The sequence below is a fragment of the Mitsuokella jalaludinii genome (genome assembly GCF_928722185.1).
GTDB lineage: Bacteria > Bacillota > Negativicutes > Selenomonadales > Selenomonadaceae > Mitsuokella > Mitsuokella jalaludinii.
Window position 1 is genome coordinate 109,392 of sequence record NZ_CAKMXA010000001.1, and the last position, 13,408, is coordinate 122,799.

Genomic DNA, 13,408 nt, shown 5'->3' on the forward strand with positions numbered 1-13,408 from the left:
ATCTCACATCACCTTTCACAGGAGAGATTACGTCTCATCATTCTTCTTGTCGAATAGGTACAGATTATGCTTGCTGTTGGCAATCATGCGGATATAGCGCTCGTACTGGTGCAGGACATCGGTCAGCAGTTCCTCGCGGCGCATGTACTTGAGGCTGTAGCCGCGCCTGCCGTCGGCAAAGTAGCAGACCGGCTCGAAGTCATCTACCGTATCCATCTTCGGGAGGAGGCTGGAGGAGACGACCATCTTGGAGACGGCGTGTTCCTTGCAGCCGACACCGTAAAGGAAGTCGCGGAGACGGCCGCTCTCGACGATGAGTTCGCAGTACGGGAGCCCGTCTTCTTCACCGCTGCGGACCTGCGCCGCAATCCCGTTCTTCGCGAATTCCGCCTGTAGTCCACCAGGCCCAGTACATGATGGTCCAGCTCGTGAACCACTCTTCCTTGGTGCTCTTATAGGCAAAGGTGCGGAAGGACAGCTCTACGATGTGCGTCAAGTAGTAGCCGATGTTCTCGGTAAAAGAAGACCACGCTGAGGATGTAGATCCAGCTGAAGGAATTGAACAGTTCCTGCTTGAGGGCGGTCAGGACGGCCTTCGCGCCCTCAGGCACCACGATGCATCCCAGTGCAACTGATGCAATGATGATAAGACTCGGTATAACGACGTTATATTTATTATAAATAACAAATAATAATATTTGTATTTTTAATAAATTTCGCTGTTCACTCTTTCTCACATCAGGCGCAGCCTGAGCTGCGACGAGCGCTCATCGAAAGAGTTACTACAGCTGGGCGTAACGCTACGCCCTCTATCCCGTCTGCGTTCACATTCGGGAATACTTTTCGCATGATCTGGTAGGCACCATTGACATCGGCATTGATGCGTTGACCATCGTTTGCCAAGAACAGGCCGCGATGAACCCGGCGTGATTTGTCATAGCAGGCTTTGACCGGTGCCTCGTCATCCAAGAAGGAAGTGCCACTCGTATAGCTCTCCTCCGTCAGCACAACCTTCATGCCGATTGACTCGGCCTTGTACTGGAGCATCTGGATGAAGCGGGCGAAAGGCAGCTGCACGAAGCTCTGGTTGACTTTGTGGCCGAGGCTCACGTCCTGCTTCCAGCCCTTATTCTTGCCGATGACCAGTACCGACACATCCTGCTCCGCGCACAAATCAATGACCCTGCGGCTTGCCTTGTGCAGGTAATCCTCGACCTTGCGGTTCCGCTTCGCTGTGAGCCGCGCGATTCGCTTGGATGAATGGCGTCCATTCATCCGCTCACAGATGCTCCTGCGCTTGGCCATCTGCTTGTTGTAGTACTGATTGACCGACTTGAGCGGCGCCCCCTTGAGCAGGACAGGTCGTTCGCCTGTGTTCCAGGCCAGTGCCGCGAGATTGTCGACGCCAATGTCGATAGCGGCATATTTTCCATTGTCCGCTTTCTCTTCGACCTCGGGAATCTCATAGACGAGTTCCAGATCGATTTCCCCGCCATGCGGGATGATGCGTGCCTGCTTGAACACAGCATCTGGCTGACTAGAGAAGATGGTCTTTACCGTGAATCCTTGAAAGACTCTTGGAAAGCGAATGACTCCGTCCTTGAGCTTGCAGTTCTGGTTCGTCAGGACCAACGGGAAATAGCCGTCCTTCGGTTTGTACTTCGGCAGTTTAGGACGTCCCTTGTACTTCTCTGGATGTGCCTTCCAGTCCTTGATGGCCGCGAAGAACGATGCCCAGTTCTTGTCCAAGATACGCAGCGTCTGCTGTGCCGTCTGTGCAGTCGGCATTTCCCGATAGTCGGGGTACTTTACGTCAGCCTTCAGCAAGCGGTCGACTTCGCCATAGCGCAGCCATTTGCTATCCTCGAGGAACGCCTGACGGATCAGGAAGTTTCCATGATTGTAGAGGTTCTTGGAACGATGGCAGAATTCGCGCAGCATGGCGTAGAACGGCGATGATGGTTTAAGCCGGTGGTGTTCCACTCGTTTCATCATCCGCTATCGCCTCCTTGATTGATGGTATAGCCATTTGCAAAGCAGAACTGCTTGAGCAGCTGGATCTGGTTTTTGAGGTCAGCCTTCTGCTTTGGCGTAGAGACACTGGCATAGATGTAGGTTTTGCGCTGCATGTCTTTGTTGAGGAACTTGTAGACATCTTCCTCGTTGTAGTCGTAGTGGCTGTTCGGCATGACATGGACACGGATAATCCCTGTCTTGACATACTTCGTGAGCGTCGGCCTAGAAACCTGCAAGATGTGAAGAACATCTTTAGCAAACATATGGAAATCACCTTTTTCTATAGATAATTATAACGTGTTTTAATATAATAACCTATATATTTTGTGAGGTTGATTTTATATTTTTACTATATTTTTCTGTAAATTTGTCCGATACAATAAAAAGCCCCCTTATAAAGAAATAGACGGAGCCTGTCGGTGAACAGACTCCGCCTTGTAATCCAATATGTTTTTTCTATTATATCAGATTTACAGTTTAAATGCAAATTCTCACATCCATCGGATACACTGTACTGGTTTGATGTCTTGGTTTTTTATCCCCGATGTGATAGACTTCGGTATGAGATAGATCCAAGTGATCGTATTTTGGGAGGGTGACGATGAAAAAGGTGCGGATTACGGTGATGCGCAAGGCCTGCTATGAGGATCTCATGGCGAAGTACGAGAATCCGATGGAGGATGCCTGCGCGATGGAGGAAGGGCAGGTATTCATCGCGAATGGCTGGCAGCGGCCGGAAGGGCTCTGCGAGAGTGCCTGGGAGACGATGTCGCCGTTCGTCATGGGACTCGCGCACGGTGCGGAAGATTTCTATGAGGGATGGATGAAGAATCCCCGTTCCGCGATGCTTTCGTGCAACGATGGCTTTCGCCCGGTGAGCTTCCTGTTGGAAGCATTGGATGAAGATGCTGAGAAATGAGGGATAGATATATGGAACATCTTTCCTGGCCGGACGGCAGGCAGCGCTGCTTCTGGGCCAATCCAAAGAATGAACGCTATGTCCGCTATCACGACGAGGAATGGGGCAGGCCTGTGCATGACGATGGAAAGCTCTTTGAGATGCTGCTCTTAGAATGCTTCCAGGCCGGTCTTTCGTGGGAATGCGTCCTAAACAAGCGCGAGGGGTTCCGACGCGCTTTCGCAGACTTCCATCTGGAAAAGGTCTGTGCATTTACGGCAATGGATGTCGAGCGACTGATGCAAGATGATGCCATCATCCGCCATCGCCGCAAGATCGAGGCGGCCGTAGGGAATGCGCGCGTTTTCCGGGAAATCCAGCGGGAGTATGGCAGCTTTGACTGCTATCTCTGGCGGTGGACGGAAGGAAAAACTGTGCACGAGTGCGGCCTGACTACCTCGCCGCTATCCGATGCCTTGGCCAAAGACCTAAAGAAGCGCGGCATGAAGTTCGTCGGCTCGACCACGATCTGCTCGTACCTGCAGGCCGTCGGCGTCATCGAGTCACATGAACCCGGCTGCTTTCTTTCTGGAACCTGTCTTTCGGTATGAGCTGCATGACGGGGAGAGAATTTTGCATGAGGATGGAGATTGTTCTCCGGGTGTGGTAGAATCTATAGGTAATCCATACAATGTCATGTATTTGTGAAGGGGAATCATCATGAAGAAAATCAGTACATGCTTACTGGCGCTGCTCCTGCTGGTGGCGTCGATCTCGGTCACGCAGGCGGCGGGGCTCAATGAATTGACGGAGACAAAGGTGCAGCTGGAGGACAGCCTGGATGCGGACGGCTTCGCTGCGGCCTACAACAAGATCAGTGCCTACCCAATCGCGGGCGACTTGACGAAGCGCGTGCAGGGGAACTACATCTCGTACTTTGCCGGGATCGATGCGGGCACGGTCATGATCCTCAATGCGAACCAGGCCGGGCGCCTCTCGAACATCGTCATCGCGCATCACGGTGCCATCGATGCGGCGGAGCAGGAGAAGCTGCGCGTCGTCTTTGACTGCACGTTGACGGCACTGGGCCTCAAGGCTGACGAGAACAATCTCTTCTTTGCAAATCAGGCCTTCGACCGCCTCGCCCTGACGAATGACACTCTGCTGGCCGCCCGCCTGCCGCGTGAGGAGACGCAGCGCACGTGGACGTTCCTCAAGGCGGTCAATCCGGAGAAGCAGGTCACGACGATCCTGATTGAAGCCGTTGTGGACCAGAATCCATGAGCAGCATGCATAGGGGAGAGGAGAAAGAAGCGATGCAGGTGGCTTGGTCGCACTTCACGCTGGCCGACTTCCTGGAACTGCGCTGGCGCCTGCTGAATGACTGGCAGGCTGTCCTTCCGGGCGGCGAGTACTTCGGCCAGGTGCGCATCGGCGATGTCTGCTACGACATCCAGATTGAGTGGCTGACTGAAGATGAGCCGGATACAGGCGATGCATCGGGTGATAAAGCAGTGGGCAGCCCTGAGCAAGACGATGATACTGAGGAAGCGGATATCGACGATCTGGAGGACTGGAATGACCTCGACGATAGCGTCGACGGCATGGAGCTCATGGTCACGATGAGCCCGTTCTTCCCGCATGATGAAGATGAGGCTGAACCGCCCTACGATGAACTCGTACCCGGCATGCCCTACGACACGCAGCACGGCGCGAGCCTCATCGACAGCCGCAGGCATTTCCTGCAGCTGACCTACGAGAGCTTCGTCGAGCTTGCCGAGCGCAGCATACGGGAGATTATCGCCCGCTTCCCGCGCCTCCAAGCCGCGGCCATGCAGCAGACCGGCTTCTGGGACCGCCATGACGCCATCCTCTGCAAGCTGCGGGAACGCGATGAGGAAGGGCGGTGAGCGCCTAAAAGATCCGCGTGCCACAGTAGGAAAAAGAAAAGAGCTTGCTGCTCGACTGATGTAGCAGACAAAAAAGCTCCCGGTCAGATGCCGGGAGCTTTTTGATTGGGAAAGAGTCAGAGTGAGAACAGGAGGAACGAGGATCAGGCGAAGGGGTTCTCGCTCGGGTAGAGCATGCCTTTCGGCTGGTTGAAGGAGACATCGCCGACACCGAGGTACTTGAGGATGGAGAAGATCGTCTTGCCGAAGTGGCCGAAGGCGACGGCGCCGTGATGCGGGAAGCGCTTCTCGATGAGGACGTGGCGGTAGAAGCGGCCCATCTCCGGGATGGCGAAGATGCCGATGCCGCCGAAGGAATTCGTGGCAGCTGGCAGGACTTCACCCTCGGCGATGTAGGCGCGCAGCTGGCCGTCAGCCGTGCTCTGCAGGCGGAAGAAGGTGATGTCGCCGTCGGCGATGTCGCCTTCGAGCGTGCCGCGCGTGATGTCCGGCGTATTGCCGTCCTCGAGCAGGCGGTTCTGGATCAGCTGGTACTTGACGCCGCCCTTGCGGAGCTTGCAGAGCGGCGTGTTGCCGCAGTGGAAGCCCATGAAGGTATCCTGGAGCGTGTAGTCTTTCGCGCCCTTGATGTTTGCCTCGAAGAGATCTTTCGGCACGGAGTTGTTGATGTCGAGCAGCGTGACGGCATCCTGCGAGACGCAGAGGCCGATGTACTCGGAGAGGGCACCGTAGATGTCGACTTCGCAGGCGACGGGGATGCCGCGCGAGACGAGGCGGCTGTTGACATAGCACGGCTCGAAGCGGAACTCCGTCGGGAAGGCTGGCCAGCACTTGTTGGCAAATGCGACGTACTTGCGCGCGCCCTTGTGCTCTTCCATCCAGTCCATGAGCGTCAATTCATACTGTGCCATGCGCGGCAGGAGATCCGGATACGGGTTGCCGCCCTCCGTGCCGAGCTCTGCCGTCATGTCGGCGACGACGTCCTTGATGCGCGGATCGTTCTCGTGGGCGCGGTAGGCGACGAGCAGGTCGAGCTCGGAGTTCTCCTCAATCTCGACGCCGAGGTCGTAGAGCGGCTGGATCGGGGCGTTGCAGGCGAAGAAGTCCTGCGGGCGCGGGCCGAATGTGATGATCTTGAGGTCCTTGAGGCCGAGCAGCGTGCGTGCGACCGGCTGGAACTCGGCGATCATATCGGCGAGCTCTTCCGCCGTGCCGACCGGATACTCGGGGATGAATGCCTTGAGGTGGCGCAGGCCGAGGTTGTAGGAGCAGTTGAGCATGCCGCAGTAAGCATCGCCGCGGCCGTTGATGAGGTTCTTGCCCGTCTCTTCAGCTGCGGCCACATACATGACCGGGCCGTCGAACTCGCGCGCGATCAGCGTCTCCGGCGTCTCCGGACCGAAGTTGCCGAGGAAGACGACGAGGGCATTGCAGCCGGCGTCCTTTGCTTCTTTGACAGCGGCCAGCATGTCCTTCTCGTTCTCGACGGTCTTCTTCACTTCATAGAGGTTGCCGTATTTCTTCTCGTAGGCCGAGACGATGGCCTGACGGCGGTTCTCCGAGAGGGAGATGATGAAGCAGTCGCGGCTGACCGAGATGATGCCGCATTTGAGATCCGGGATGTTGCTCATGTTCATGGTGAAACGCTCCTTTGATACAGATTGGGCTGCGGTGGCTCTGGGGAGTGCCCCGCGCCGTTGCTTGTCGTTTTATTGGCGTGCATGTGCACGCTCATCACGGTTATTAGAATAGCACCTCTTTTCTGGCTTGTCAATTGTTTGATTCGATTTTTATTTTATTTTTGCCAGGTTTGCAGCTGAAATGCGTTTTTCTTCCATATAAGCGCCAATATAGAGCGGTGAAATCATGAATTTGAGAGGTATAACGAATGGATATGCGAGGAAATTACACACATTGCGATGAAATAAAAATTGAATTATCGTATTGACGAGTGGTTTTTATTGTGCTATATTGAGTACGTGAAAAGCGTTCATGTGCACGCAAAACAAAGGCGGGCACCAAGGAGGAAGGAATCATGCGTTATCTGATCGGTATTGACATCGGCACTTCGGCGACGAAGACGGTCTTATTTGATGAACGGTGTCATGTCGTCACGTCGGCTTCTCAGGAATATCCACTCTACCAGCCACAGAATGGCTGGGCAGAGCAGGAGCCGCTCGACTGGTACAATGCGGTGTTGGTGACGATCCGCAAGGTCGTCAAGGACTCAGGTGTTGCGCCGGAGGACATCAAGGGCATCGGCCTCTCGGGGCAGATGCATGGCCTCGTCATGCTCGACGAGAAGAACGAGGTCATCCGCCCGTCCATCATATGGTGCGACCAGCGCACGGGCAAGGAATGCGAGGAAATCACGGAGCGCGTCGGCCGCAAGCGCCTCATCGAGATCACGGCGAATCCGGCGTTGACGGGTTTCACGGCCTCGAAGATTCTCTGGGTCCGCAACCACGAGGCGGAGAACTACCGCCGCTGCCGTCACATCCTCTTGCCGAAGGATTACATCCGCTTCCGCATGACGGGCGAGTACGCGACGGAGGTCTCCGACGCGAGCGGCATGCAGCTCCTCGATATCCCACATCGCTGCTGGTCGGATGAAGTGCTCGAGAAGCTCGAGATCGACAAGGCGCTGCTGCCGAAAGTCTATGAGTCCCCGGAGGTTACGGGTACGATCAGCAAAGAATTTTCGGAAAAGACGGGCTTGTCAGTAGATACTGTCGTTGTCGGCGGTGCCGGTGACAACGCAGCGGCAGCTGTCGGCACGGGCATCGTCTTTGACGGGCGGGCCTTCACGACAATCGGCACGAGCGGCGTCGTCTTCGCGCATACGAGCGAGCCGCGCATCGACCCGCAGGGCCGTGTGCACACCTTCTGCTGCGCCGTGCCGGGCTGCTGGCACGTCATGGGCGTCACGCAGGCGGCGGGCCTCTCGTTGCGCTGGTTTCGCGACAACCTCGCGGAAGGTTACAAAGACAAGGCCGTGCGCCTCGGCTGCGACTCCTACGACCTCATCAACCAGGATGTCGAGAAGGTGCCAATCGGCAGCCGCCGCCTGATCTACCTGCCGTACCTGATGGGCGAGCGCACGCCGCACCTCAACCCGAACTGCCGCGGCGTCTTCTTCGGCCTCTCGGCCATCCACACGAAGGCCGACATGCTGCGCGCCGTCATGGAAGGCGTCAGTTACTCGCTGCTCGACTGCTTCGACATCCTGCGCGAGATGAAGGTCAATGTCAAGGAGATGATGGCCTGCGGCGGCGGCGGCAAGAGCCGCGTCTGGCGCCAGATGCTCGCGGATATGTACGGCTGCGAAGTCAAGACGATCAAGGCGCAGGAAGGCCCAGCCCTCGGCGTTGCCATCCTCGCAGGCGTAGGCGCAGGCATCTTCCCCGATGTGCAGACAGCCTGCAAAGAGTTCATCGAGCAGGACACCTGGTGCCAGCCCGATGCCGCAGCGCATGCCTACTACGAGACGGGTCACGCGCTCTATCAGAAGCTCTATCAGAAGCTCAAGGATTGCTACGAGGATTTGGCTGCTCTATGAGATAGATGGTGTATAGGATAAAGGAGTGTATAGAATGACGGAGGGAATCATGGATAACAAGATGGAAACTGATGCACAGAAGCGCGCATCATGGGTTCGCAAATGCATTTACTTCGCGGCTGGCATGGCCGGCCTGCTCTTCGGCCTTGACCAAGGCGTCATCTCGGGCGCACTGCCGTTCATCAGCCAGGAATGGGGGCTCTCGAGCCAGGAACAGGAATGGGTCGTCAGCTCGATGATGGTCGGCGCTGCGACAGGTGCAATCATTGCTTCGTTCCTTGCCCGCGGCATCGGCCGCAAGAAGAGCCTGATCATCGGCGCTTCTCTGTTCATCGTCGGCTGCATCGGCTCTGGCATGGCGGCAAATGCCTCGATGCTCATCGGCTTCCGTCTGATCCTCGGCCTCTCGGTCGGCATCGCCTCCTACACGGCACCGCTGTACCTCGCGGAGATGTCGGATAAGGATGCGCGCGGCAAGGTCATCTCGGGCTATCAGCTCATGGTCACGGTCGGCATCCTGGCCGCCTTCCTCTCGGATACGGCCTTCAGCTACACGGGCGACTGGCGCATGATGCTGACGGTCATCGCCATTCCGGCCATCATCCTCATCCTGACGGTCTCGCGCCTGCCGGACAGCCCGCGCTGGCTCGCGACGAAAGGCCGCTTCGCAGAAGCTTCGAAAGTACTCAATTCCCTGCACGCCAGTGCCAAGATTGCCGAAGAAGAACTCGCTGACATCAAGGATGCCCTCAAGGTCAAGCAGGCTGGTTGGCATCTCTTCAAGACCAACAAGAACGTCCGCCGCGCCGTCTTCCTCGGCGTACTCCTGCAGGCCATGCAGCAGTTCACAGGCTTCAATGTCATCATGTACTATTCGCCGAAGATCCTGAGCCTTGCGGGCTTCTCGAGCACGGAAGACCAGATGATCGGCACGGTCCTCAACGGTATCGTCTTCACGCTCTCCACGTTCATCGCCATCGGCATGGTCGATAAATCCGGCCGCAAGCCGGCGTTGAAGATTGGCTTTGGTGTCATGGCACTCTCGATGGCTGCTGTCGGTGTCTGCATGTCCATGCTGGAATCCGGCACGGCACCGGCTTGGGTATCGTACTTCGCTGCCGTCATGACGATGGTCAGCATTGCAGGTTTCGGCATGAGCGCAGGCCCGATTGTCTGGGTCCTCTGCTCGGAAATCCAGCCGCTCAAGAGCCGCGAGTTCGGCATTGCCTGCTCGACGATGACGAACTGGATCACCTGCGCTATCGTCGGTGCGACGTTCCTCTCGCTCGTCGATACGCTCGGCTCGGCACATACCTTCTGGCTCTACGCCTTCCTCAACGGCTTCTTCATCGTGCTGACGATGGCCTTTGTCCCGGAGACGAAGAACGTCACGCTCGAGCAGATTGAGAAGAACCTCATGTCCGGCAAGAAGCTGCGCGACATCGGCTGCTGATTGGCTGATGGGATTGGGACAGATGTCCTTTTTCGACGCTGCATCATTCTATAAAATGAATGATGTGACGATACGGTCTAGTAGATACATTCAAAGGAGAGAGATACGATGAAATCTGTAACGGAAGAAGCATTCCGCCCGTATGGACGCGTCCTGCCGCTTGAGACGGAGGAGTTCTGCGAGGCACTGAAGAAGATTGAGATCCCGGCAGAGGGGGCGGTCTACGAGCCATCTGTCGCATCGTTCGAGGCGCTGCCGCTCTTCAAGGAGCTGACGGAAAAGACGTACGGCGAGATGCCGACGGAACTTGGTCACTGCAGCGGCCACAACGAGGCCCTCAATGCGCTCGAGTATCATCGCTCGTCGGAGATCGACATCGCGGCGACGGATCTCGTGCTGATGGTCGGCCGCCAGCAGGATATTGACCCGGAGACGCTGACGTATGAGACGAGCAAGGTCGAGTGTTTCTTTGTGCCGGCTGGCACAGCTGTCGAGCTCTACGCGACGACGCTCCACTTCGCTCCGTGCGGCATCGATGGCCAGGAGTTCCGCTGCGGTGTCGCCCTGCCGCGCGGCACGAATGAGGCACTCAAGAACCCCATTGCCAAAGAGGGGGAGGACCGCCTGCTGTTCGCGGTCAACAAGTGGCTGATCGCTCACGAAGAGAGTGGCCTCGATAAGGACGGCGCCTTCATCGGCCTAAAGGGCGAGAATCTCACGCTCTGATCCTCTACAGAACGGTACAGAATGGTTGAATGAACCCCGGGAAGCTGCATCGCATGGCGATGCGGCTTTTCTTTTTGTCTGGTACCATCGCCATCCATGTGTAAATCTGCTACAATAGAGGAAGTGAATTATTGGAGGAAAAAACATGGTTACCATGAAAAAGATAGCAGAACTCTGCGGTGTCTCGCGCGGGACGGTAGACCGCGCCTTGAATGGCCGCGGCAGAGTCAATGCGGAGACGGCGGCGATGATCAAGAAGATGGCGGAGCAGCTCGGCTACGAGCCGAATCCTGCGGGCAAGGCGCTGGCGGCGCGCAAGAATCACCCCGTCATCGGCGTTCTGCTGCCGTCGGAGGGCAATGCCTTCTTCAACGATGTCATTCATGGCATGGACCGCGCGGCATCTTCGTATGCCATCTACGGCCTGACCGTCCGCTATTACCCGATGAAGGGCTACGATGTCGACAAGCAGCTGCACCTTATGGAGCAGATGAAGGGAAAGGTCAATGCGCTGATCATCAGCCCCATCGACGATGTGCGCATCGCCAAGGCCATCGATGAACTCGTCGATGCGGGCATCTTCGTCGTGACGATCGTCAACGACATCAAGAGTTCCAAGCGCCACTGCTACGTCGGCAGCGATTACTTCAACGGCGGCGAGACAGCCTGCGCCTTGCTAGACGCTCTGCTTGGCGGCAAGGCGAAAGTCGGCATCGTCATGGGCAGCCGCCAGGTCCTCGGTCACTGCGAGAGGCTGGAGGGCTTCCAGCACCGCATGGAAAAGACCCCGGGCTTCTCGATCGTGGACATCATCGAGAACGGCGATGATGAGATCTGCTCGTACGAGCGGACGAAGCACCTGCTCGACGACCACCGAGAGATCTCGGCAATGTTCCTGCTCGCGGGCGGCGTCTACGGCGCCTGCCGCGCCATCATGCAGCTGCCGGAGCAGGAGCGTCCCCTGACGATTGCCTTCGATAGTGTGCCCTCGACGGTCGAGATGATGCGCAAGGGCATCGTCAAGGCTATCCTCTACCAGCATCCGACGCGCCAGGGGCGCATGGCCATCAACATCGCCTTTGAGTATCTCGTCAACGGCAGGATGCCGGACAAGAAGAACTACATCATGAAGAACGAGATCCGGCTGCTCGAGAACCTCTGAGCCCCCGTCTCTTCTGACAGACAGGTCTGTGCTTGCGCAGGCCTGTTTTCTATTATCTTTGACATATCCGCTCTGACTTTGACAAAAACGCTTACATATGTTAATATTGAAACATGAGTTTTACATTTGTCAAAGATAAAGGCGGGGCGTCTTGTGCGCACTGCCTGTCGATAGGGGGTCTTCTTCATGCATATCTTATCCAGAAGGATCGGGCGCCTGCCCTTTGTCCTGGTGAGTATCCTGCTCTACCTTTCGGTGCCGCTCTACTATGCGGCCTGGGAGTATGAGACTGTCTCGCCGTACGTCATGGAACCGACGGGGCTCATCATGGGGCTTTTTGCCATACTCGGCAGCGGCATCCCGTTCTGCTTTGGCCACCAGATTGGCGTGCTGGACTCCCTGGAGTTCACGGCGCCGTTTGCGCTCCTCTTGCTGCTCGTCACGCTCTGGCGCTGCAACGACTGCCGCGCGAGCAGGCTGCTGCTCATCGGCCAGTGCCTGCCGCTCGTGAACCTTCTGACACTCGTCTACCTGACGGTCAGGGAGCGCGCGGTGTGTCCGGCCAGCCGCTATGCCGACCATCGGCCGGTGGAGCGCGATCAGGAGCCGGTCACTGTCCGCTGGTCTGAAGCGCATCGCCACATTGCCTGAGAAGGCTTTTGCTGAGCGCTGCGCTTGCCCGCAAAACGGACCGATGTTAAAATGAAGATGACGATTTACGATGATACGATGGAAAAGAGAGGGAACGATCGTGAAATTCTGTGATAGACTGCTGCAGCTGCGCCGGGCGCGCAAGCTCACGCAGAAGGATGTGGCAGCGGCCTGCGGCATCACGCGCCAGACGTACAGCGGCTATGAGTCGGGGGAGCGCTACCCAAAGAAGAAGGAGATGTACCAGGTCCTCGCGGACTTCTTCGAGGTCGATGTCGCATATCTCTATACGGACCGGGAGATGTTCCTCGATGCGGCGCACGAGCAGTACGGCAGCCGCGGCATGGCGCAGGCACAGGAACTTGTGAGCCAGCTGGCGGGCATGTTCGCGGGCGGCGAGCTCTCTGACCAGGACCGCGAGGCCGTCATGCGCTCGCTCGAGAAGGCCTACTGGCTGGCCAAGGAAGACAACCAGAAATACACGCCGAAGAAGTACAGGAAGTGATGGGATGGATTCGATACAGCTCTATGAGGCCGTGCGGCGCATCCAGCCGAGTGCCAGCCACGCGATGATGGCGCTCGCGCAGGAGCTCGGCATCCATGTCGAATTCGCCGATGATTACAAGGACCTGCTCGGCATGTACTTCAACCGCTGGCACCACCGTTTCATCTTCCTCAACAGCCGCCTTGACGAGGACTGGCTGCCGATGGTGCTCGCGCATGAGATCGGCCATGACCAGCTGCACCGTGAGCTCGCGAAGACGGGCCTGCAGGAATTCGAGCTCTTCCGCATGAGCAGCCGCACGGAGTACGAGGCGAATGCCTTTGCCTCGCATCTCCTGCTCGACAACGACGAGGTATACCGTCTCGTGCGCGCGGGCGAGGATATGGAGACCATCTCGAAGCGACTGCGCTGCAACATCAACCTCATGCTCATCAAGATGCGCGAGATGGTCGCACTCGGCTACGACCTGCGCTTGACCGACACGGCGGACAGCCAGTTCTTCAAGAAGGTCCGCGCCTGAAGCAGTAT

16 protein-coding genes and 1 pseudogene are annotated in these 13,408 nt (G+C 57.1%); 12 read left to right on the forward strand and 5 right to left on the reverse strand.

Annotation, left to right across the window (positions count from 1 at the left end; all coding sequences use genetic code 11):
• Positions 1 to 27: 27 nt before the first annotated feature.
• Positions 28 to 216, reverse strand: a complete 189-nt coding sequence (locus tag QDI87_RS00475; RefSeq protein WP_278741924.1) for a hypothetical protein — start codon at positions 214 to 216, stop codon at positions 28 to 30.
• A gap of 42 nt (positions 217 to 258) precedes the next feature.
• Here QDI87_RS00475 and QDI87_RS00480 point away from each other — a divergent pair, with 42 nt between their 5' ends.
• Positions 259 to 396, forward strand: coding sequence for a hypothetical protein (locus QDI87_RS00480; protein WP_278741925.1), 138 nt, complete (start codon positions 259 to 261; stop codon positions 394 to 396).
• Here the strand turns inward: QDI87_RS00480 and QDI87_RS11725 are convergent.
• The 3 genes and pseudogenes from QDI87_RS11725 to QDI87_RS00490 all read right to left on the reverse strand — a co-directional run.
• A complete protein-coding gene (locus tag QDI87_RS11725) occupies positions 344 to 496 on the reverse strand; it encodes a hypothetical protein (RefSeq protein ID WP_368042937.1) in 153 nt (50 codons plus the stop codon). The two genes, QDI87_RS00480 and QDI87_RS11725, sit on opposite strands and share 53 nt — an antisense overlap.
• Before the next feature lie 242 nt (positions 497 to 738).
• Complete coding sequence (locus QDI87_RS00485) at positions 739 to 1,995, reverse strand: RNA-guided endonuclease InsQ/TnpB family protein (protein WP_278741926.1); 1,257 nt, start codon at positions 1,993 to 1,995, stop codon at positions 739 to 741.
• A 17-nt stretch (positions 1,996 to 2,012) separates the two neighbouring features.
• Positions 2,013 to 2,279: pseudogene (locus QDI87_RS00490) on the reverse strand (IS607 family transposase); the annotation flags it as partial.
• A 338-nt stretch (positions 2,280 to 2,617) separates the two neighbouring features.
• Here QDI87_RS00490 and QDI87_RS00495 point away from each other — a divergent pair.
• From QDI87_RS00495 to QDI87_RS00510, 4 genes are all read left to right on the forward strand, one after another.
• A complete protein-coding gene (locus QDI87_RS00495; RefSeq protein ID WP_036375321.1) occupies positions 2,618 to 2,935 on the forward strand; it encodes a TIGR04076 family protein in 318 nt (105 codons plus the stop codon).
• 11 nt (positions 2,936 to 2,946) lie between these two features.
• Positions 2,947 to 3,525 (forward strand): DNA-3-methyladenine glycosylase I, encoded by a 579-nt coding sequence (locus QDI87_RS00500; RefSeq protein ID WP_036375487.1) that lies wholly within the window; start codon positions 2,947 to 2,949, stop codon positions 3,523 to 3,525.
• Positions 3,526 to 3,634: 109 nt separating this feature from the next.
• Positions 3,635 to 4,198, forward strand: coding sequence for a hypothetical protein (locus QDI87_RS00505; protein ID WP_278741927.1), 564 nt, complete (start codon positions 3,635 to 3,637; stop codon positions 4,196 to 4,198).
• 32 nt (positions 4,199 to 4,230) lie between these two features.
• Positions 4,231 to 4,824 (forward strand): hypothetical protein, encoded by a 594-nt coding sequence (locus QDI87_RS00510; protein WP_278741928.1) that lies wholly within the window; start codon positions 4,231 to 4,233, stop codon positions 4,822 to 4,824.
• A 143-nt stretch (positions 4,825 to 4,967) separates the two neighbouring features.
• Here QDI87_RS00510 and QDI87_RS00515 read toward each other — a convergent pair whose 3' ends face one another.
• Complete coding sequence (locus QDI87_RS00515; protein ID WP_278741929.1) at positions 4,968 to 6,461, reverse strand: L-fucose/L-arabinose isomerase family protein; 1,494 nt, start codon at positions 6,459 to 6,461, stop codon at positions 4,968 to 4,970.
• A gap of 398 nt (positions 6,462 to 6,859) precedes the next feature.
• Between QDI87_RS00515 and xylB the strand changes: the two genes are divergently transcribed.
• The 7 genes from xylB (at position 6,860) to QDI87_RS00550 (ending at position 13,400) form a co-directional block, all read left to right on the forward strand.
• Positions 6,860 to 8,383, forward strand: a complete 1,524-nt coding sequence (xylB, locus tag QDI87_RS00520; protein ID WP_278741930.1) for a xylulokinase — start codon at positions 6,860 to 6,862, stop codon at positions 8,381 to 8,383.
• Positions 8,384 to 8,417: 34 nt separating this feature from the next.
• Complete coding sequence (locus QDI87_RS00525) at positions 8,418 to 9,836, forward strand: sugar porter family MFS transporter (protein ID WP_278741931.1); 1,419 nt, start codon at positions 8,418 to 8,420, stop codon at positions 9,834 to 9,836.
• Between the two features lie 108 nt (positions 9,837 to 9,944).
• On the forward strand, positions 9,945 to 10,562 hold the full coding sequence (locus QDI87_RS00530) for a DUF4867 family protein (RefSeq protein WP_278741932.1): 618 nt from the start codon (positions 9,945 to 9,947) through the stop codon (positions 10,560 to 10,562).
• A 145-nt stretch (positions 10,563 to 10,707) separates the two neighbouring features.
• Positions 10,708 to 11,724, forward strand: coding sequence for a LacI family DNA-binding transcriptional regulator (locus QDI87_RS00535; RefSeq protein ID WP_278741933.1), 1,017 nt, complete (start codon positions 10,708 to 10,710; stop codon positions 11,722 to 11,724).
• Between the two features lie 186 nt (positions 11,725 to 11,910).
• Complete coding sequence (locus tag QDI87_RS00540; protein WP_278741934.1) at positions 11,911 to 12,375, forward strand: hypothetical protein; 465 nt, start codon at positions 11,911 to 11,913, stop codon at positions 12,373 to 12,375.
• A gap of 100 nt (positions 12,376 to 12,475) precedes the next feature.
• Positions 12,476 to 12,880 carry a helix-turn-helix domain-containing protein gene (locus QDI87_RS00545; protein WP_036375347.1) on the forward strand — a complete coding sequence of 135 codons (405 nt, stop codon included), beginning with the start codon at positions 12,476 to 12,478 and terminating at the stop codon, positions 12,878 to 12,880.
• A gap of 4 nt (positions 12,881 to 12,884) precedes the next feature.
• Complete coding sequence (locus QDI87_RS00550) at positions 12,885 to 13,400, forward strand: ImmA/IrrE family metallo-endopeptidase (RefSeq protein WP_226868547.1); 516 nt, start codon at positions 12,885 to 12,887, stop codon at positions 13,398 to 13,400.
• Positions 13,401 to 13,408 lie beyond the last annotated feature (8 nt).